Genomic DNA, 18515 nt, shown 5'->3' with positions numbered 1-18515 from the left:
GGTGTGATTAAAAAATAACCAGATGTAAACTTTTGATATTATCAATGTGTTGACAGTCTAAAGCTTGTCGGTAGACTAGCCAAGCATAAATGCAATCTCTATTGATAGAGATGAAACATCAAATAATAAAAAAGGATCGACACGTGGAAGTTCGTCATGACTGGACAGTTGCTGAAGTAACAGCACTGCTTGAAAAACCGTTTATGGATTTAATGTTTGAAGCTCAAGTGGTTCATAGACAGTACCAAGAGCACAACCACGTGCAGGTGAGTACGCTTCTATCGATTAAGACTGGTGCTTGTCCTGAAGACTGTAAGTATTGTCCTCAAAGTGCTCACTACCGAACGGATGTCGACAAAGAACGCCTAATGGAAGTAGAGCGTGTTTTGGATGCGGCGCAAAAAGCCAAGAACGCGGGCTCGACTCGTTTCTGTATGGGCGCGGCGTGGAAAAACCCGAAAGAACGCGATATGCCTCACTTGACTGATATGATCAAAGGTGTGAAAGGTATGGGTCTAGAAACCTGTATGACACTAGGCATGTTAACCCCTGATCAAGCTGGCGAGTTAGCGGGTGCAGGCTTGGATTACTACAACCATAACCTTGATACGTCTCCCGAGTTTTACGGCAGCATCATCACCACTCGTACTTACCAAGATCGTTTAGATACGCTATCTCACGTACGTGATGCCGGTATGAAGATCTGTTCTGGTGGCATTATTGGTATGGGCGAAAGTACCAATGACCGTGCAGGCCTGCTGGTAGAGCTAGCGAACCTTCCGGTACACCCTGAGAGTGTGCCAATCAACATGCTCGTGAAAGTGAAAGGCACACCGATGGAAAACGTCGATGATGTTGAATCTTTTGACTTCATTAAGTTGATTGCGATTGCTCGTATCATGATGCCAATGTCAGCGGTTCGTCTATCTGCAGGTCGCGAGAATATGAATGAACAGATGCAGGCGATGTGCTTCATGGCTGGCGCGAACTCTATCTTCTACGGTTGTAAGCTACTGACTACGCCAAACCCAGATGAAGACACGGACATGCAGCTGTTTAAGAAGTTAGGCATCAACAGCCAACAAGTGGCTCAGAAGCCTGATGAAATTCAAGAAAACGAACTGTTAGATCAAGTAGTGGAGCGCGTTGCTGCTCGTCCAACGAAAGATGACATGTTCTACGATGCCACTGTTTAAATCCCGTATCAAAGATGCCCTTGTTCAACGCCGTGAGCAGGGGCTAACTCGTCAACTTAAAGTGCTCGAAAACAGTAATGGTCCTTTGCTTAATTGCGAAGGTTCTCGCTTTATTAATTTTTCGAGTAATGATTACCTAGGCTTGGCGAACGACCCTGAATTGGTAGAGGCGTGGCAAGCGGGGCTTTCCCTTTATGGTGCTGGCAGTGCGGCATCGCCATTGGTCACGGGTTTTAGTCCTGCCCATCGAAATTTAGAAGCTCAACTCTGTGAATGGTTGGGCTTTGAACGTGCCATTCTCTTTAGTTCTGGTTTCAGTGCGAACCAAGCCTTGTTGTTTTCTCTGCTCGAAAAAGACGACTCTCTGCTGCAAGACAAACTTAACCACGCCTCTTTGATGGAAGCGGGGATGCTTTGTCCTGCAACCATGAAACGCTTTAAGCACAACGATACGCAGCACCTAGAGTCGTTATTAAGCCGATCTCCACAATCCTTGGTCGTCACTGAGGGCGTATTCAGCATGGACGGCGATCAAGCGCCTCTCAGCCAGATATCTAACCTGACTCATCAATACGACAGTTGGTTGGCGGTTGATGATGCCCACGGTATCGGTGTATTAGGTGATAAAGGAGCTGGGAGTTGCAGTGCAGCACAAATCTCCCCCGATATTTTGGTGGTGACCTTTGGCAAAGCATTTGGCCTTTCTGGTGCTGCGATTCTTTGTTCGTCAGAAGTGGGTGATTACTTAACTCAGTTTGCTCGTCATCATGTGTACTCGACGGCGATGCCACCTTCACAAGCGGTGGCTTTATCTCATGCCTGTAAGATGACTCAAACTCAAGAGTGGCGCCGAGAAAAGCTGACTGAGTTAGGGTCTCTCTATGCAGAGCAGGTGAGCGGCTTGAAAGGCTTTGTGGATACTCAGACTCCGATTAAGCCATTTGTGATAGGTGAAGCACAAGCGGCATTATCAATAGCTGAAGAGTTAAAGCAAAACCAAGTTTGGGTGACCGCAATAAGGCCGCCAACCATACCTGCTGGAACTGCTCGATTACGAATCACGTTAACAGCTAACCATAGCCCAAAACAGATTCTCCAGTTAGCCAGGTCGTTGCATCAAGCCATTGAACGAAACATCGACTTAAGCACTGAACCGGGTATCCATCCAAGCTTTGAATCAAATAAAGAGGCTCAGTAAATGTCACAAGAAGCAGTAGTGCATAATTACGTTGGCCAAGATAAGAGTGCGATTGCCGAAGCCTTTGGTAAAGCGGCAACAACCTATGACAAACACGCTGAATTTCAACGCGATGTTGGCCACCGATTACTGGATAAATTACCCAGCGATCTGTCAGGCTTTAAGGTGCTGGATCTAGGTTGTGGTACTGGCTATTTCTCCGAGCAACTTGTAAAACGAGGCGCCGAAGTGGTTTGCGCTGATCTTTCTGTTGGAATGCTAGCAACAGCAGAGAAGCGGTGTGGTGCATCTGTATCTTTATATCAACAAGCCGATGCCGAACAATTGCCGTTTGAAGATGGGTGTTTTGACATCGTTTTCTCTAGCCTTGCGTTGCAATGGTGTGACGATTTGTCGTCGCCTTTGAGAGAGATGAAGCGTGTTACAGCGGCTGGTGGGCGTGTTATTTTCTCAACTTTGCTTGATGGGTCACTGTTTGAACTGAAAAAGTCGTGGTCCAAAATTGATGCACATCAACACGTTAACCATTTTATTACAATCAATCAGGTAAAAATTGCGTTAGCGCAATCTAGCTGTACCGTTCATCAACTAGACTTGCCCACCATCACCGTTTGGTACGACACTGCGTTTGAACTGATGCGCGACCTTAAAGGTATCGGCGCTAATCACGTAAGTGGTCGCTCACAAGGTTTAACAAGTCGTCGCATGTTGCAGCTTGTTGATCGGGAATATCGAGAGTTTAAGAACCATCAAGGTTTCTTACCAGCAACATATCAAGTTTGTTTAGGGGTTATTCAATTATGATTGATGCATTATTCATTGCGGGTACGGATACCGAAGTGGGAAAAACTGTGGTTTCAAAAGCGATTCTTCAAGCTTTGGCCGCACAAGATTTATCAACAATTGGTTACAAGCCAGTTGCTGCAGGGAGTGAAAAATCCCCTGAAGGACTACGTAATAGTGATGCACTGCATCTTCAAGAAGCGGCGACGCAAGATATTGCTTACGAAGACGTAAACCCGTATGCACTATTGCTACCGTCATCGCCTCACATCGCTGCAAAGCATGACGGCGTGGTGATTGATGAGGCGGTATTATCAGCGAAGCTGGAAGAGCATAAGCAAAACTCTGACATCGTGTTAGTTGAAGGTGCTGGTGGTTGGCGAGTCCCGGTTTCAGACGATGAATATCTTTCTAGCTGGGTTAAAAAAGAGCAACTGCCAGTGGTACTGACTGTGGGTATTAAACTTGGTTGTTTGAGCCACGCTCTATTAACGGCAGAAGCGATTCGTGCTGATGGCCTAAACCTAGTAGGTTGGGTCGCAAACCGTATCAATCCAGGTACTGAGCACTACGCAGATATTATTGCGATGCTTGAAGATAAGTTAGGTGCACCTAAGTTAGGTGAAATCCCTTACGTCCCAAAAGCGAAGTCTAAAAACATTGGTAAGTACATTGATGTGCAGCCTTTGCTTGCGCTTTAATTACCACGTTATGTACTAAATAAGAAAAGGGCTGCGATTGCAGCCCTTTTGCTATTTTAAGCCTTTAGACCTTGAGTTGATAAACAACCGGTCTTTTAATAAACAAGCTTAGAACTAATGTTCTTTAGTCAGTCCCATTAAAGCTTGCTGAGTTTCTGTGATTTTTGTCTGTGCCGTTTGCGGTGTTAGGATTCCAACCTGCTTTTTCGCTTCTTCTTCAGTAATCCCTAGGTGACAGCACAGTAAATCGATAGCCATTTGAGTGTTAGTACCTTCAACCATGATCCTTTCCTTTTTGTACATGGACTAGCCAATAAATCATCTGCAGTCACTGTAAACGGATTGTTATATCGACACCATACGACTTAGGTCTAATAGAGTGGATTTAATTCGGATATGGTCTCGTAATCAAATGTTGCAATTTAATGCTTAACCTTGTTTTCTTAATCTAAGACTATATGTATAAGTAAGTATAAGTCTTCAAGGTTGGAATCTATTGCTGTCTGCCTTGTCTATAACAATAAGTTTTATAAAAACAGCTTTCATGCGGAGATAAGTAATGAAGCGAGTAATGTTGTTCCTTGCAACTAACCTAGCGGTTGTATTGGTACTAAGTGTTGTTCTTAATGTTGTATACGCAGTTACAGGTATGCAACCCGGTAGCCTCTCAGGTTTATTGGTGATGGCTGCGGTATTTGGTTTTGGCGGCTCATTCATTTCATTAATGATGTCGAAGAAAATGGCGCTACGCTCGGTAGGCGGCATGGTCATTGAAAGCCCACGTAACGAAACAGAACATTGGTTGATGGAGACGGTAAGCCGTCAATCTCAACAAGTTGGTATTGGTATGCCAACAGTGGCGATCTACGACTCGCCAGACATCAACGCATTCGCGACAGGTGCTAAGCGTGACGATTCATTGGTAGCAGTATCAACAGGCCTGCTGCACAACATGACGCGTGATGAAGCTGAAGCAGTATTAGCGCATGAAGTGAGCCACATCGCGAACGGTGATATGGTGACCATGACGTTAATGCAAGGTGTAGTGAACACGTTCGTTATCTTCCTATCTCGTTTCATCGCCAACATTGTTGCGTCGAATGACAACGAAGAAGAGGGTGGCAGCAACATGATGGTGTACTTCGGTGTGTCTATGGTGTTGGAATTGGTATTTGGTTTCTTAGCAAGCTTCATTACGATGTGGTACAGCCGTCATCGTGAATTCCATGCCGATGCAGGTGCAGCGAACCTAGTAGGTAAAGAGAAGATGATTGCAGCGCTAGAGCGCCTAAAGGTGAGCCATGAGCCACAACTAGAAGGTTCTATGATGGCATTTGGTATCAACGGTAAGAAGTCTCTAACAGAGCTTCTAATGAGCCACCCGCCGCTAGACAAGCGTATTGCTTCTCTACGTAACATGTAATCGCTACGTATTCTTCAGTCGCTAATCGACAAGATACATTTGAAAGGCTTCCTTCGGGAGGTCTTTTTTGATCTTGGCATCTAAGACAGTAAGTATTCGAGGAATAGGTGTCTGGCGATAGAGGGTTACTGGTGATGAAGCATTACGATATTGATTGGTTGATATCGCACGGATTGAGATGAGTAGGGTAATGATACTGGGTTGCTTTGTATTATTTTTCTGACGTCTCTTGTGCTCAATACACTTTGTTCCGCTCAACAAAAAGGCTTCCACATGGGAAGCCTTAGTCTATTCTGTGATTCGAAATTCGAACCTTACAGTTTGTCAGTTAGCTCGATTGCTTGGCCGATGTAGTTCGCTGGAGTCATCTCTTTCAGGCGAACTTTCTCGTCTTCAGGGATCTCAAGACCATCGATGAATACACGCATGCCTTCGCCATCTACACGTTTACCACGAGTTAGCTCTTTTAGCTTCTCGTATGGTTTTTCGATGCCGTAACGACGCATTACTGTTTGTACTGGTTCAGCCAATACTTCCCAGTTCTTGTCTAGTTCAGCAAGTAGCGCAGCGCGGTTAACTTCAAGCTTGCTAATACCTTTCAGAGTCGAAGTGTATGCAATGATTGCGTAGCCAACACCCACACCTAGGTTACGAAGAACCGTAGAGTCAGTAAGGTCACGCTGCCAGCGAGAAACTGGAAGTTTTTGTGCAAGGTGGCTGAATACTGCGTTCGCTAGACCAAGGTTGCCTTCAGAGTTTTCGAAGTCAATTGGGTTAACTTTATGCGGCATTGTCGAAGAACCGATTTCGCCAGCAATAGTCTTCTGCTTGAAGTGACCAAGAGCGATGTAGCCCCAAACGTCACGGTCGAAGTCTAGAAGGATAGTGTTGAAACGAGCAATTGCATCGAATAGCTCAGCGATGTAATCGTGAGGTTCGATTTGAGTTGTGTACGGGTTCCAAGTTACGCCAAGAGATTCAGTGATGAACTCTTCGCTAAACTGGTGCCATTCAACTTCTGGGTATGCAGAAAGGTGTGCGTTGTAGTTACCTACAGCACCGTTGATTTTCGCTAGGATCTCAACGTTTTCGATTTGCTTGTATTGACGTTCCATACGGTACGCAACGTTAGCCATCTCTTTACCCATAGTAGAAGGAGAAGCTGGCTGACCGTGTGTACGAGACAGTAATGGAATATCACGGTACTCGTTCGCAAGTGCTTTGATAGCATCAATTACGTTACGGATTTCTGGAAGAATCACTGTGTCACGAGCTTCTTTAAGCATAAGCGCGTGAGAGGTGTTGTTGATGTCTTCAGAAGTACATGCAAAGTGAATAAATTCGTTTACAGCGTGAAGTTCAGGAACGCCAGCAACTTTCTCTTTCAAGAAGTACTCAACCGCTTTAACGTCGTGGTTAGTCGTGCGCTCGATCTCTTTGATACGTAGAGCATCTTCTTCGCTGAAGTTAGCGGCTAGTTCATCAAGAAACTGGTTAGCTTCTGCACTGAACGCTGGTACTTCTTTGATTGCATCAGTTGCTGCAAGCTTTTGTAACCAACGAATTTCAACGATAGAGCGGTACTTTAGTAGTCCAAACTCACTAAAGATGCTGCGTAATGCAATAGTCTTACTTCCGTAACGGCCGTCTACTGGTGAAACAGCAGTCAATGCTGACAGTTCCATGGTGTTCTCCTGAATTGAGTTTTCTAAATTTTGAGAGGTTTATACCAGTAACAATCTCAATTGTCACGCACATTGCGCAATCGTTTGCGTGAGAGTTGTATTGATACAAAAAACAAGCTCGCGACGAGGCGCGAGCTAATAAACTACATTCGAGCTAGTAGGATTTGAGCCTGCTCGATCATCTTCTTACGACCGAAGATAAGGTGGCGACGTTTACCGCCAACTTGACGCCATAACACAGCGCTTCGAATCCCTGATAGAAGCAGTGCGCGAACCTTATGTTGGCTCGATGTCTGCTGAAGTACAGACGGAGTACCAGAAACCTGAATGCGAGGGCCGATAGGGCTGACGACATCAAGGTAGATACTTGCAAGGTTGCTGATCATTTGCTCGTCAAACAGATCAAAGTGTTCAGTTTGGCGCTCTGCAGTTTGAATGCGGTCACCAAGCTGAGACATAGAGTCGTTGCGAGAAGACAGCTTACGCTCAAGCGCCATCAAGCTGATGATGTAACGCGTGATATCGCTACCTGCTGGAGTACTATCGATACCTTTTACTAAGCACTCAAGGCCAAGCTTTAGGTTCGCTTCACGTCCAAATACGCCCACGGTATTCGATGGGTTGGTATTTAAAATGGCACTGAGTGAAGCTTCAAAGGCATCTTTATCACAATGGCCGTCTTTCGCTACTTGTTGAACCAAAGCCACAGCTTGGCAAATTCCGGCGAAAGCAATAGTACGGTCATAAAGTGTATTAGCCACGTAGTAACTCCTAGTTGTCTTCTATCGTTTGTCGTTTGATTGATTAGATGCGCTTTTCGATGATACCACCACCAAGACATACTTCGCCTTGGTAGAACACTGCAGATTGACCTGGGGTCACTGCGATTTGTGGCTCATCAAAAATAACCTTAATGTTCTCATCATCAATTGGGATGATTGTACAAGGAATATCTGTTTGACGGTAACGTGTTTTTACCGTGCATGTCATAACTTCAGTAATTGGTGTGCGATTTACCCAATGAAGTTGAGATGCGATCAAGCCTTCTGATTTCAGAAGAGGGTGGTCTTTACCTTGTACTGCGATGAGTACATTACGCTTAAGGTCTTTTTCACCAACAAACCATGGTTCTTCGTTACCGCCACCACCTTTAGTGCCGCCAATATGAAGGCCTTTACGCTGACCTAGCGTGTGGTACATCAAACCTTGGTGTTGACCAATCACTTGGCCTTCAGGTGTTTCGATGTTACCCGGTTGTGCTGGTAGGTATTTGCCTAGGAACTCAGTGAACTTGCGCTCACCGATAAAGCAGATGCCTGTTGAATCTTTCTTCTTAGCTGTGATCAAGTCTTGCTCTTCAGCAATACGTCGCACTTCTGGCTTCTCTAATTCACCGACAGGGAATAGGCTGCGTGCCACTTGATCTGAGCTTAGCGTGTATAGGAAATAACTTTGGTCTTTGTTGCTGTCTAGACCGCGTAGCATTTCTGGTTTTACGCCAGCATCAAGCTCCTCTTGAGTTGGGAAAGTACGACGAACGTAGTGACCCATCGCAATGTAGTCTGCGTCTAGCACTTCATCCGCAAACTCTAAGAATGCTTTAAATTTGATTTCTTTGTTACAAAGAATATCTGGGTTAGGTGTACGACCTGCTTTGTACTCTTCAAGGAAGTATTCGAATACGTTGTCCCAGTATTCTGCAGCAAAGTTGATAGTGTGAAGGTGGATACCTAGTTTGTCACATACCGCTTGAGCATCAGCAAGATCTTCAGCTGCCGTGCAGTATTCTTCGTTATCGTCTTCTTCCCAGTTTTTCATGAAAAGGCCTTCTACCTGATAGCCTTGTTGCTGAAGAAGATACGCCGATACTGACGAATCTACACCGCCGGACATACCGACAATTACTTTCTTTTCGCTGTTTCCAGAGCTGATATCTGACATGTCTAAACACCGTTACTATTACTTGGTCGCAGATTCTAACAGAAAGAGAAACGCCGTGACAGATCCGAGACCGGAATCACAGTTTCATTTGCACAAATAGTGCGCTGACTTTGTTAGAGAATCGCATGAGAGCGAGGTGAGTCGCTAGGATGTCAGAAGTATATGTGGCATAGTCGCTCGAAATCCAAGACCTGAGATAAAAAAATGTCTGAACAAAATGAATTTATGCAAGAAGAAGAGCTGATTGAGATCATCGAGAACCAGCTTGAAGATGGCGAACCAGTGAAAGTGAAAGAGACGTTGATGCGTTTAATGATGACAGGCACTCCACGTGAAGAAGCAATTGCGGCTATGGCATGTGCACTGGCAATTGAAGTATTTGACGTTATGAAAAACGGCGCGGAGTTTAATCAAAAACGTTACGCGGAGCATTTGGGCATGCTGCCCGATTTAAGCTTTATGGAAGGCGAATAAAAAAAACCTTCAGCAAACGTTTGCTATAGTTTGAAAGATTGCCGCGTTAAATATAGCGCGGTAGAATCCGCCACCTATTTCCCCTTGACTTAGACTAGCCTTATGAAATTCCCTGGACAACGTAAATCAAAGCACTACTTTCCGGTTCACGCTCGTGATCCTCTAGTGAGCCAAGCTCAAAGCAGTAAAAGAATGTCACGCACTCATATTATCGGTATTGACCAAACATTGGTGGATATTGAAGCAAAGGTGAGTTCTGAACTTATTGAGAAGTATGGTTTGAGCAAGGGACATTCACTGGTTATTGGCGACGCAGCCGCTGAATCTTTGTATCAAGAATTAAAAGAGCAGTGCCTGATTACCAATGAATACGCTGGTGGCACAATTGGTAACACATTACACAACTATTCAGTGCTAGCGGATGACCGTTCTACACTGTTAGGTGTAATGAGCCAAGATATTAAGATTGGTAGTTACGGTTATCGCTATTTATGTAATACATCAAGCAGAATGGATCTGAACCATTTACAAGGGGTAGATGGCGCAATTGGTCGCTGCTTTGCATTAATTACAGAAGACGGTGAACGTACTTTCGCAATTAGCGAAGGACAAATGAACCAATTAAAACCAGAAAGCATTCCTGAAAAAATCTTCAAAAGTGCTTCTGCTTTAGTTTTAACGGCTTATTTAGTTCGCTGTAAGCCAGGCGACCCGATGCCTGAAGCAACAATGAAAGCGATCGAATACGCGAAGAAATACGATGTGCCAGTCGTTCTTACACTAGGTACTAAGTTCGTTATTCAAGATGATCCAGAATTCTGGAAAGATTTCCTTGAGCAACACGTAACGGTTGTTGCAATGAATGAAGACGAAGCTGAAGCGTTAACGGGTGAAAGCGATCCACTGGCTGCATCAGATAAAGCGCTAGACTGGGTAGACCTTGTTCTATGTACTGCGGGACCTGTTGGCCTATTTATGGCTGGTTATACAGAAGATGCAGCTAAGCGTGAAACGTCACTGCCTTTACTTCCAGGTTCAATTGCGGAATTCAACCGTTTTGAATTTAGCCGTCCTGCGCATAAAGATTTATGTGAAAACCCAACTAAAGTGTATTCGCACATTGCGCCATACATGGGTGGACCAGAAAAGATCAAAAATACCAATGGTGCAGGTGATGCTGCGTTATCAGCTTTATTACATGATATGGCTGCTAATAAGTACCACAAAGAAAACGTGCCAAACTCAAGTAAACACCAACATTCATTCTTGACGTACTCTTCGTTCTCACAAGTTTGTAAATATTCTAACCGTGCTAGCTATGAAGTGTTGGTTCAACACTCTCCACGTTTATCTCGTGGCCTTCCTGAAAGAGAAGATAGCCTAGAAGAAGCGTACTGGGAAAGATAAGTTACTTTCTTTAATCAGTAGTACTATCAGTATCAGTTGGTTTCTAATACTGATAGTACAAATATAAAAAAGGCTCCGAAAGGAGCCTTTTTTGTTTCTGAATATATTGAAGTCGTAAATAATACTTTGGTCGACTTAAATATTAATTCTATCGCTTAGCGTGTAATTGATTACTCACTAAGTAAACTAAATGTTTAGATAGCAAACTCTTCTAGAGATTTACCAGCATCTAGCTGTTCTTGGATAGCTGAAGGCGTACGGCCTTGACCTGTCCAAGTCTTCTCGTCGCCGTTTGCGTCTACGTATTTGTATTTCGCTGGGCGAGGAGCGCGTTTAGCTTTTGTTGTTTTAGATTTTGCTTCACCAGAAAGTGCAGCAATAAGATCGGCAACATCAATTCCGTCTTTTGCAATTTGTTCAGCAATAGCAGAAAGCTTAGCTTCTTGCTCTGCTTTAGCAGCACGCTCTTCAGCTTCAGACTCTTGACGCTCTTGTACAACAATAGTCAGCTTGTCTAGCGCTTCTTCAAGTTGCTCAAGAGTTAATTCACGTGAGAACGCACGAAGGCTGCGGATATTTAATAGAGTTTTTGTTAATTCAGACATGATATTTTCCATCAAGGTAAACTAAATAATCTTCCTAATAATAAACAGAGCCTAGGAATAAAACAAATAGTATTTCTTCTATTACATATTTAAATATAAAAGTGAGATGAATAGTTGAAAATTCAGAGCAGTATTTCTATTGAATTTATAATAATTATTAAGAATATCTTAAAAAATGATATGTGACAGGTGGAGTAGTCAACTTATGTAGACTATTCTTCTATTGATTAGTTCATTAACAAAAAGCTATTTTTCTCGGAATGATATGTTGCATTGTTGCTATTGATGAGTACAATTGCGGCTACCTGATGCGAGGTGTTGGTTAATTTGTTGTTAAACTCTGGTTTACACGGTTAATAATGTTATCGCACGTAGAGGTGCAATTATAAAAAGTAACTTCCGTTGGGGTGATGCCAATGAACGGGAATGAAAGGTGTAATTGCCGAAGTAAATTGTATATCTAAGCAATTTGCTGGGGTTGTGCTCAATAGGTACAACACTGCCATAGTCTTAATTTTAAACTATGGAGCGCTACTGTAGGGTTGGGTGAAGTGTTCACTTCCCTTTCGCTTAGTTCAACATGAGCTTGGTCAGCCGTATCAAGTTTGTCTGCAGTAGATCTCTAGCCAAATAAAAAACTGGTTTTTGAAGATCATGAATTTAATAGATTTTGCAACATCACCTTTATCTTTGCTTCCGCCCCTTGTGGCTTTGAGCCTTGCTATTGTTACCCGCCGTGTATTGGTTTCTTTGGGTGTCGGTATCATCATGGGTGCGATTCTACTTGCTGATTACTCAGTAGGTAACGCAGCTAGCTACGTGTTTACTAAAGCATCTGGTGTTTTCATCGAAGATGGTGGCATCAACACTTGGAACATGAGCATCATTGCATTCCTAATTATTCTTGGAATGACAACGGCATTATTAACACTGTCTGGCGGTACTCGCGCATTCGCGGAGTGGGCACAGTCTCGCGTTAAGAGCAAACGTGGTTCAAAACTACTTGCTGCTTTCTTAGGTGTATTCATCTTTGTTGATGACTACTTTAACAGCCTAGCGGTTGGTGCTATCTCTCGTCCTGTAACAGACCGCTTCTATGTATCTCGCGCTAAGCTTGCTTATATCCTAGATTCAACTGCTGCTCCTATGTGTGTGATCATGCCTGCTTCTAGCTGGGGTGCTTACATCATCACGATCATTGGTGGCATCTTAGTGACACACGGTGTGACAGAGTATTCTGCACTGGGTGCTTACGTTCGTCTTATCCCAATGAACTTCTACGCTGTATTCGCACTACTAATGGTGTTCGCAGTAGCATGGTTCGGTCTAGACGTTGGTAAGATGCGTGAGCATGAGATCGAAGCATCTCAAGGCCGTGGCTTTGAAGGTGACAACGATCAAAAGCAAGCTCACGATCTAAACGAAGAGTTAGATATCGAAGAGAGCGAAAACGGTTCAGTTTCTGATCTTGTTATGCCAATCGTATCGCTAATTGTAGCGACAGTGGCTGCAATGCTTTACACAGGCGGCCAAGCGCTGGCTGCTGATGGCCAAGCATTCAACCTTCTAGGCGCATTCGAAAACACGGATGTAGGTAAGTCTCTTGTTTACGGTGGTGTTATTGGCTTACTAGTAGCACTAGCGACAGTATTCAAGCAAAAGCTATCTATGACTGATATCGCAAGAACAATGTGGATCGGTGCTAGCTCTATGTTTGGCGCGATTCTGATTCTTGTGTTTGCATGGACTATCGGTTCTGTTATCGGCGACATGAAAACGGGTTCTTACCTATCGTCTCTAGTAACAGGCAGCATTGATTACCACTGGTTACCGGTTATGTTGTTCCTTCTAGCGGGCGTTATGGCGTTCTCTACAGGTACATCTTGGGGTACGTTCGGTATCATGCTACCAATCGCGGGTGATATGGCTGCAGCATCGGATATCGCACTGATTCTTCCAATGCTAAGTGCGGTTCTAGCGGGTGCAGTATTTGGTGACCACTGTTCTCCAATCTCAGATACGACGATTCTGTCTTCTACTGGTGCTCGTTGTAACCACATCGACCACGTCTCGACTCAGCTTCCATACGCGTTGTCTGTAGCGTTCGTATCGTGCATTGGTTTCATCACTCTAGGTATGACATCTTCAATTGGCATCGCATTTGGCGCAGCGTCTCTAACGTTTGTTGCTGTATGTTTTGCATTGGCTTACTTCTCTCGCTGCAAAATGGCTACGTGCAAAAGCTAAAATTGAAAGTTAATCAGTAAACTATCAGGGAGGCGTTTGCCTCCCTTTTTTGTGCCTGTTAATTTAATTTTAAGTTTCGTGAAAAAAGTTCGAATAAATGGTTGAAAAAGGATGTCAGCTTAGTTAGTGTGGAGACAAGACAGCAAACAACCTAAGAGCTGATAAGTATGCGTAAATTAGTAATGAACATTCATCACCATCATCACCCTATCTAGTCTTTCGGGGAGATTTACGTATACCCGGGAGCAAGATTACTCCCGGAGGTTAAGTCAAAAGAATTTAGATTTAAACCCTCGGGATGACAAAGTCCCCGAGGGTTTTTTAGTTTTAGCGCTTTTAAATAATCAATAAATTCAAATATTTGCACAGGGATACAGCAATGCAGACACAACGCCTAAGAATCGCAATTCAAAAGAAAGGTCGCTTAAGTAAAGAGTGCCAAGACCTACTTAAAAAATGTGGTGTTAAATTTAATATCATGGGTGAGCGCCTAGTGGTTCACTCACTAAATATGCCAATCGACTTGTTACTCGTTCGTGATGACGACATCCCAGGTCTTATCATGGATGGTGTAGTTGACCTTGGTTTCATCGGTGAAAATGAACTAGAAGAAGTTCGTCTAGATCGTGTTGCTCTTAAAGAGCCTTCAGAGTTCCGCACACTACGTCGTTTAGACTTCGGTGGTTGCCGCCTTTCAATCGCTATTAATAAAGACGAAGAATACAACGGCCCACAAGACTTAGCGGGCAAACGTATTGCGACAACCTACCCACAACTACTTAAAGCCTACATGGACGAGCAGGGTGTTGAGTTCAGCACTTGTATGCTAACAGGTTCGGTTGAAGTCGCGCCTCGCGCTGGCCTTGCAGACGCTATCGCTGATTTAGTTTCTACAGGTGCAACGCTTGAAGCGAACGGCCTAAAAGAAGCAGAAGCTATCTTCCAATCGAAAGCAACACTGATTCAACGTGTTGGCGACTTCGACGCAGACAAGACCGCACTGATTGAAAAACTACTGACTCGTATGCAGGGTGTTCAACAAGCGAAAGAGTCGAAGTACATCATGCTTCACGCGCCAACCTCTCAACTAGAGCAAATCAAAGCACTACTGCCTGGTGCTGAAGATCCAACGGTTCTTCCTCTATCTACAGACAAAGACAAAGTTGCCGTGCACCTAGTAAGTACAGAGAACTTGTTCTGGGAAACAATGGAACAGCTGAAAGAGTTGGGTGCAAGCTCGATTCTAGTATTACCAATCGAAAAAATGATGGGGTAGTGACGATGAGAACCGTTGTTTGGCAATCTTTAAGTGAATCACAGCAAGACTCGGTATTAGAGCGTCCAGCTATTACTGAAGGTGCAAACATCACAGCGACTGTTTCTGATGTTATTGCAAAAGTACGAAATGAAGGCGATGCCGCGCTTAAAAAGCTGACTGCAAAGTTTGATGGTGTAACTCCAGAATCTATCCGAGTCAGTTCGGGTGAGATTGAAGAGGCGTGTGCTCGTCTAACACCAGAGATGAAGCAAGCGTTAGAGCAAGCTTATAGCAACATTGCTAAGTTTCACGAAGCTCAAAAGCCGCAGCCAATTAAGGTTGAGACACAGCCTGGTGTTGTGTGTGAGCAAGTGACGCGCGCGATTAATACTGTTGGCCTTTATATTCCCGGTGGCAGTGCGCCACTACCGTCAACGGTTCTTATGTTAGGTGTTCCTGCTCAAATCGCAGGTTGTCGTAAGGTTGTGCTTTGTTCACCTCCGCCAATCGCTGATGAAATCTTGTATGTCGCTAAGCTTTGTAAGATCGACGAAGTTTACAACGTTGGTGGTGGTCAAGCGGTTGCAGCAATGGCTTACGGTACCGAGAGTGTGGCTAAAGTCGATAAGATCTTCGGCCCAGGTAATGCCTACGTTACGGAAGCAAAGCGCCAAGTGAGTAATGACTTCCGCGGAGCAGCTATTGATATGCCAGCTGGCCCATCTGAAGTGTTAGTGATTGCTGATGAAACGGCTGATGCAGACTTCATTGCAGCGGATTTGTTGAGCCAAGCGGAACACGGGCCTGACTCTCAAGTAGTATTGGTAACTCCATCTCCAGTGGTTGCAGACCAAGTAACAGAAGCGGTTCAAAAGCAACTGAAAGAACTGTCTCGTGCGAACATCGCTCAGCAAGCATTGGCTTCAAGCTTAATCATCATTGCTGAATCGATCACTCAAGCGATTGCGATTTCGAATTTCTACGGTCCTGAGCACTTGATCGTTCAAACCAAGAACCCACGTGAATTGCTGCCATTGCTAGATAATGCAGGCTCAATTTTCCTTGGTGACTGGTCTCCAGAATCTGCAGGTGACTACGCATCCGGCACAAACCACGTTCTTCCGACTTACGGTTATACCAAGACGTATTCAAGCCTAGGTTTGGCTGATTTCTCTAAGCGAATGACGGTGCAGGAGCTAACAGCCGATGGGTTGAAAGGCCTAGCGCCAACAGTAGTAACAATGGCGGAAGCCGAAGGTTTGGATGCACACAAACGCGCTGTGACTATCCGAGTTGAAAAGTTAAATAAAGCGAAATAAGGGTAGGGCATGGAAAAGTTAGCAAGAAAACAAGTTCAGGCTCTAACACCTTACTTGTCTGCAAGACGCATAGGCGGTACTGGTGATGTATGGCTAAACGCCAACGAATCTCCGTTTGATAACGAGTACAACCTGAACTTGTCTCGTCTTAACCGTTACAGCGAATGTCAGCCAAAAGAGCTGATTGATGCTTACGCTCAATACGCAGGCGTGAACTCAGAGCAAACTCTGACAACGCGTGGTGCTGACGAAGGCATTGAGTTATTGATTCGTGCTTTCTGTGAGCCGAACGAAGACGCTATTCTTTACTGCCCACCCACTTACGGTATGTACGCAATCAGTGCAGAGACGATTGGTGTTGAGCGTAAGGTTGTGCCTCTGACTTCTGAATGGCAATTGGATCTTCCAGCTATCGAAGCTCAGCTCGACAACGTAAAAGTGGTGTTTGTTTGTAGCCCAAATAACCCAACCGGTAATTTGGTTGATCGCAAAGACATCATCAAGTTGCTTGAAATGACACAAGACAAAGCGATTGTGGTGATGGATGAAGCGTATATCGATTTTTGTCCAGAAGCGTCAACCGTTGATTTGCTTGAGCAATATCCAAACCTAGCGATTCTGCGCACCTTGTCGAAGGCCTTTGCTTTGGCGGGCTTACGTTGTGGCTTTACGCTAGCGAACAAAGAGCTTATCGATGTACTGTTGAAAGTGATTGCTCCTTATCCAGTGCCAATCCCTGTTGCTGACATTGCCGTTCAAGCACTTTCAGAGCAAGGACTCGCGCGAGCTAAGTTCCAAGTTCTGGATTTAAGTGCTAACCGAGCGTATTTGCAGGCGGGTCTATTAGGTATGCCTCAAGTGACGGTTTTTGATGGCTGGGGTAACTACTTACTGGTGAAATTCCCGAACGGCGATGAGTTATTTAAAGCGGCTTGGGATACGGGCATTATTTTGCGTAATTCACCTATTGAAGACTGTGTTCGTATTAGTATTGGTAACCGCGAAGAGTGCGAAAAGACACTTGGATTCATTCGTAACTTTTATCAGTAACGAAAGGCTTACCAGTAATAACATTTGCCAGTTTGAGTTGATTAATCGCAGATTGGCAAGTGAAACCAATATTTTGGGTTAGCGTTTGATTTTAGCTAGGCCACCAGATTTAAAATTAAAAGGAAGTTCAAGTGAGTAAACAACAGAAAATACTTTTTATAGACCGTGACGGCACCTTAATTGTAGAGCCGCCAGTTGACTTTCAAGTAGATCGTTTAGACAAGCTAAAATTCGAACCGCGAGTAATTCCTAGCCTACTTGCACTGCAAGACGCTGGTTACCGTCTAGTGATGGTGACTAACCAAGATGGTCTAGGTACCGATAGCTACCCACAAGAAGATTTCGATGCACCACACAATATGATGATGGAGTTCTTCGAATCTCAAGGCGTTAAGTTTGACGACGTGCTTATTTGCCCTCACTTTGACGAAGACAACTGCTCTTGCCGTAAGCCTAAACTGGGTATGGTTAAAGAGTACCTACAAGGCGGTAAAGTCGATTTCCAACACTCTGTTGTGATTGGCGACCGAATGACGGATCTTCAACTGGCAGAGAACATGGCTATCCGCGGTATTCAATATGGCCCGGATGCGGAAACTGAAGGCACGCTTAACTGGCCACAAATCGTTAAAGATCTGACGGTTAATGCGCGTATTGCTGAAGTAGTTCGTACTACTAAAGAAACCGATATCAAGGTTGCAGTAAACCTTGATGAAACCGGTGGCAACAAGATCGATACCGGCATGGGTTTCTTCGACCACATGCTTGATCAAATCGCGACACACGGTGGTTTCCAAATGAACCTGACTGTGAAGGGCGACCTGCACATTGATGATCACCACACAGTCGAAGATACCGCTCTGGCTTTAGGCCAAGCATTGAAAGATGCACTAGGCGACAAACGTGGTATTGGCCGTTTTGGTTTCAGCCTACCAATGGATGAGTGTTTGGCTCAGTGTGCGTTAGACCTTTCTGGTCGTCCATACCTGAAGTTCGATGCTAAGTTCAGCCGTGAGCAAGTGGGTGATCTTTCAACCGAGATGGTGGTTCACTTCTTCCGTTCTCTAACTGATACATTGGCTTGTACGCTACACCTTTCTTCTGATGGCAATAATGATCACCACATCATTGAGAGCCTGTTCAAAGCGTTTGGCCGTACTCTTCGCCAAGCAATCAAAGTTGAAGGTAACGAGTTACCAAGCAGCAAAGGCGTTCTGTAAGGGTTCGG

17 protein-coding genes, 1 riboswitch and 1 other annotated feature are annotated in these 18515 nt (G+C 44.5%); of the genes, 12 read left to right on the top strand and 5 right to left on the bottom strand.

Annotated features, from left to right (window positions below; genetic code table 11):
* Window positions 1-143 precede the first annotated feature (143 nt).
* The 4 genes from bioB to bioD are packed head-to-tail and all read left to right on the top strand — an operon-like array spanning window position 144 to window position 3878.
* Window positions 144-1196 carry a biotin synthase BioB gene (bioB, locus tag AB4384_RS04245; protein ID WP_102319768.1) on the top strand — a complete coding sequence of 351 codons (1053 nt, stop codon included), beginning with the start codon at window positions 144-146 and terminating at the stop codon, window positions 1194-1196.
* Complete coding sequence (bioF, locus tag AB4384_RS04240; protein WP_102319769.1) at window positions 1183-2394, top strand: 8-amino-7-oxononanoate synthase; 1212 nt, start codon at window positions 1183-1185, stop codon at window positions 2392-2394. The genes bioB and bioF overlap by 14 nt, the downstream gene beginning before the upstream one ends.
* The gene (gene bioC / locus AB4384_RS04235; protein WP_017072119.1) at window positions 2395-3198 is read left to right on the top strand and encodes a malonyl-ACP O-methyltransferase BioC; all 804 of its coding nucleotides are present in this window, start codon (window positions 2395-2397) and stop codon (window positions 3196-3198) included.
* Window positions 3195-3878: a dethiobiotin synthase gene (gene bioD / locus AB4384_RS04230; RefSeq protein ID WP_029405464.1), complete on the top strand. Its 684-nt coding sequence runs from the start codon at window positions 3195-3197 to the stop codon at window positions 3876-3878. Before bioC ends, bioD begins: the two co-directional genes overlap by 4 nt.
* 114 nt (window positions 3879-3992) lie before the next feature.
* On the opposite strand, the gene AB4384_RS04225 is transcribed toward bioD, so the two are convergent.
* Window positions 3993-4160 (bottom strand): hypothetical protein, encoded by a 168-nt coding sequence (locus AB4384_RS04225; RefSeq protein WP_017060256.1) that lies wholly within the window; start codon window positions 4158-4160, stop codon window positions 3993-3995.
* A 277-nt stretch (window positions 4161-4437) separates the two neighbouring features.
* On the opposite strand from AB4384_RS04225, the gene htpX reads away from it, so the two are divergent.
* The gene (htpX, locus tag AB4384_RS04220) at window positions 4438-5301 is read left to right on the top strand and encodes a protease HtpX (RefSeq protein ID WP_029235495.1); all 864 of its coding nucleotides are present in this window, start codon (window positions 4438-4440) and stop codon (window positions 5299-5301) included.
* 314 nt (window positions 5302-5615) lie between these two features.
* Here the strand turns inward: htpX and purB are convergent, their stop codons facing one another.
* The 3 genes from purB to mnmA form a co-directional block, all read right to left on the bottom strand.
* Window positions 5616-6986: an adenylosuccinate lyase gene (purB, locus tag AB4384_RS04215; protein WP_372083371.1), complete on the bottom strand. Its 1371-nt coding sequence runs from the start codon at window positions 6984-6986 to the stop codon at window positions 5616-5618.
* 143 nt (window positions 6987-7129) lie between these two features.
* Window positions 7130-7747, bottom strand: coding sequence for a high frequency lysogenization protein HflD (gene hflD, locus AB4384_RS04210; protein WP_017060259.1), 618 nt, complete (start codon window positions 7745-7747; stop codon window positions 7130-7132).
* Window positions 7748-7790: 43 nt separating this feature from the next.
* Entirely contained in the window at window positions 7791-8927 is a 1137-nt protein-coding gene (gene mnmA / locus AB4384_RS04205) for a tRNA 2-thiouridine(34) synthase MnmA (RefSeq protein WP_017060260.1), read from the bottom strand.
* A 204-nt stretch (window positions 8928-9131) separates the two neighbouring features.
* Here mnmA and AB4384_RS04200 point away from each other — a divergent pair, with 204 nt between their 5' ends.
* On the top strand, window positions 9132-9401 hold the full coding sequence (locus AB4384_RS04200) for a hypothetical protein (RefSeq protein ID WP_010439986.1): 270 nt from the start codon (window positions 9132-9134) through the stop codon (window positions 9399-9401).
* A gap of 102 nt (window positions 9402-9503) precedes the next feature.
* A complete protein-coding gene (locus AB4384_RS04195; RefSeq protein WP_017060261.1) occupies window positions 9504-10808 on the top strand; it encodes an inosine/guanosine kinase in 1305 nt (434 codons plus the stop codon).
* 194 nt (window positions 10809-11002) lie between these two features.
* Here the strand turns inward: AB4384_RS04195 and AB4384_RS04190 are convergent, their stop codons facing one another.
* Window positions 11003-11413 (bottom strand): H-NS family nucleoid-associated regulatory protein, encoded by a 411-nt coding sequence (locus AB4384_RS04190; protein WP_017060262.1) that lies wholly within the window; start codon window positions 11411-11413, stop codon window positions 11003-11005.
* A 364-nt stretch (window positions 11414-11777) separates the two neighbouring features.
* Window positions 11778-11955, top strand: a riboswitch (Lysine riboswitch).
* A 112-nt stretch (window positions 11956-12067) separates the two neighbouring features.
* On the opposite strand from AB4384_RS04190, the gene AB4384_RS04185 reads away from it, so the two are divergent.
* The 5 genes from AB4384_RS04185 to hisB all read left to right on the top strand — a co-directional run bounded on the left by AB4384_RS04185 (window position 12068) and on the right by hisB (window position 18507).
* The gene (locus tag AB4384_RS04185; RefSeq protein ID WP_017060263.1) at window positions 12068-13660 is read left to right on the top strand and encodes a Na+/H+ antiporter NhaC family protein; all 1593 of its coding nucleotides are present in this window, start codon (window positions 12068-12070) and stop codon (window positions 13658-13660) included.
* 190 nt (window positions 13661-13850) lie between these two features.
* Window positions 13851-13986 (top strand) — a sequence feature (His leader region).
* 53 nt (window positions 13987-14039) lie between these two features.
* Complete coding sequence (gene hisG, locus AB4384_RS04180) at window positions 14040-14936, top strand: ATP phosphoribosyltransferase (RefSeq protein ID WP_017060264.1); 897 nt, start codon at window positions 14040-14042, stop codon at window positions 14934-14936.
* On the top strand, window positions 14936-16237 hold the full coding sequence (gene hisD / locus AB4384_RS04175) for a histidinol dehydrogenase (protein WP_017065318.1): 1302 nt from the start codon (window positions 14936-14938) through the stop codon (window positions 16235-16237). The genes hisG and hisD overlap by 1 nt, the downstream gene beginning before the upstream one ends.
* A gap of 9 nt (window positions 16238-16246) precedes the next feature.
* Window positions 16247-17287, top strand: a complete 1041-nt coding sequence (hisC, locus tag AB4384_RS04170; protein ID WP_372128942.1) for a histidinol-phosphate transaminase — start codon at window positions 16247-16249, stop codon at window positions 17285-17287.
* Window positions 17288-17418: 131 nt separating this feature from the next.
* Window positions 17419-18507, top strand: coding sequence for a bifunctional histidinol-phosphatase/imidazoleglycerol-phosphate dehydratase HisB (gene hisB / locus AB4384_RS04165; protein WP_017060267.1), 1089 nt, complete (start codon window positions 17419-17421; stop codon window positions 18505-18507).
* The last annotated feature ends 8 nt before the right edge of the window (window positions 18508-18515 follow it).

Source organism: Vibrio sp. 10N.261.51.A4 (assembly GCF_041471945.1).
Lineage (GTDB): Bacteria > Pseudomonadota > Gammaproteobacteria > Enterobacterales > Vibrionaceae > Vibrio > Vibrio crassostreae_C.
The sequence above is the reverse complement of the archived record's forward strand: the minus strand, read 5'-3'. Positions and strand labels throughout refer to the sequence as shown.

Bases quoted from the DNA above. Each gene is read 5' to 3' on its own strand.
- bioF (WP_102319769.1), top strand. From the start codon at position 1,183: ATGCCACTGTTTAAATCCCGTATCAAAGATGCCCTTGTTCAACGCCGT.
- bioC (WP_017072119.1), top strand. From the start codon at position 2,395: ATGTCACAAGAAGCAGTAGTGCATAATTACGTTGGCCAAGATAAGAGT.
- bioD (WP_029405464.1), top strand. From the start codon at position 3,195: ATGATTGATGCATTATTCATTGCGGGTACGGATACCGAAGTGGGAAAA.
- AB4384_RS04225 (WP_017060256.1), bottom strand. From the start codon at position 4,160: ATGGTTGAAGGTACTAACACTCAAATGGCTATCGATTTACTGTGCTGT.
- htpX (WP_029235495.1), top strand. From the start codon at position 4,438: ATGAAGCGAGTAATGTTGTTCCTTGCAACTAACCTAGCGGTTGTATTG.
- purB (WP_372083371.1), bottom strand. From the start codon at position 6,986: ATGGAACTGTCAGCATTGACTGCTGTTTCACCAGTAGACGGCCGTTAC.
- mnmA (WP_017060260.1), bottom strand. From the start codon at position 8,927: ATGTCAGATATCAGCTCTGGAAACAGCGAAAAGAAAGTAATTGTCGGT.
- AB4384_RS04200 (WP_010439986.1), top strand. From the start codon at position 9,132: ATGTCTGAACAAAATGAATTTATGCAAGAAGAAGAGCTGATTGAGATC.
- AB4384_RS04195 (WP_017060261.1), top strand. From the start codon at position 9,504: ATGAAATTCCCTGGACAACGTAAATCAAAGCACTACTTTCCGGTTCAC.
- AB4384_RS04190 (WP_017060262.1), bottom strand. From the start codon at position 11,413: ATGTCTGAATTAACAAAAACTCTATTAAATATCCGCAGCCTTCGTGCG.
- AB4384_RS04185 (WP_017060263.1), top strand. From the start codon at position 12,068: ATGAATTTAATAGATTTTGCAACATCACCTTTATCTTTGCTTCCGCCC.
- hisG (WP_017060264.1), top strand. From the start codon at position 14,040: ATGCAGACACAACGCCTAAGAATCGCAATTCAAAAGAAAGGTCGCTTA.
- hisC (WP_372128942.1), top strand. From the start codon at position 16,247: ATGGAAAAGTTAGCAAGAAAACAAGTTCAGGCTCTAACACCTTACTTG.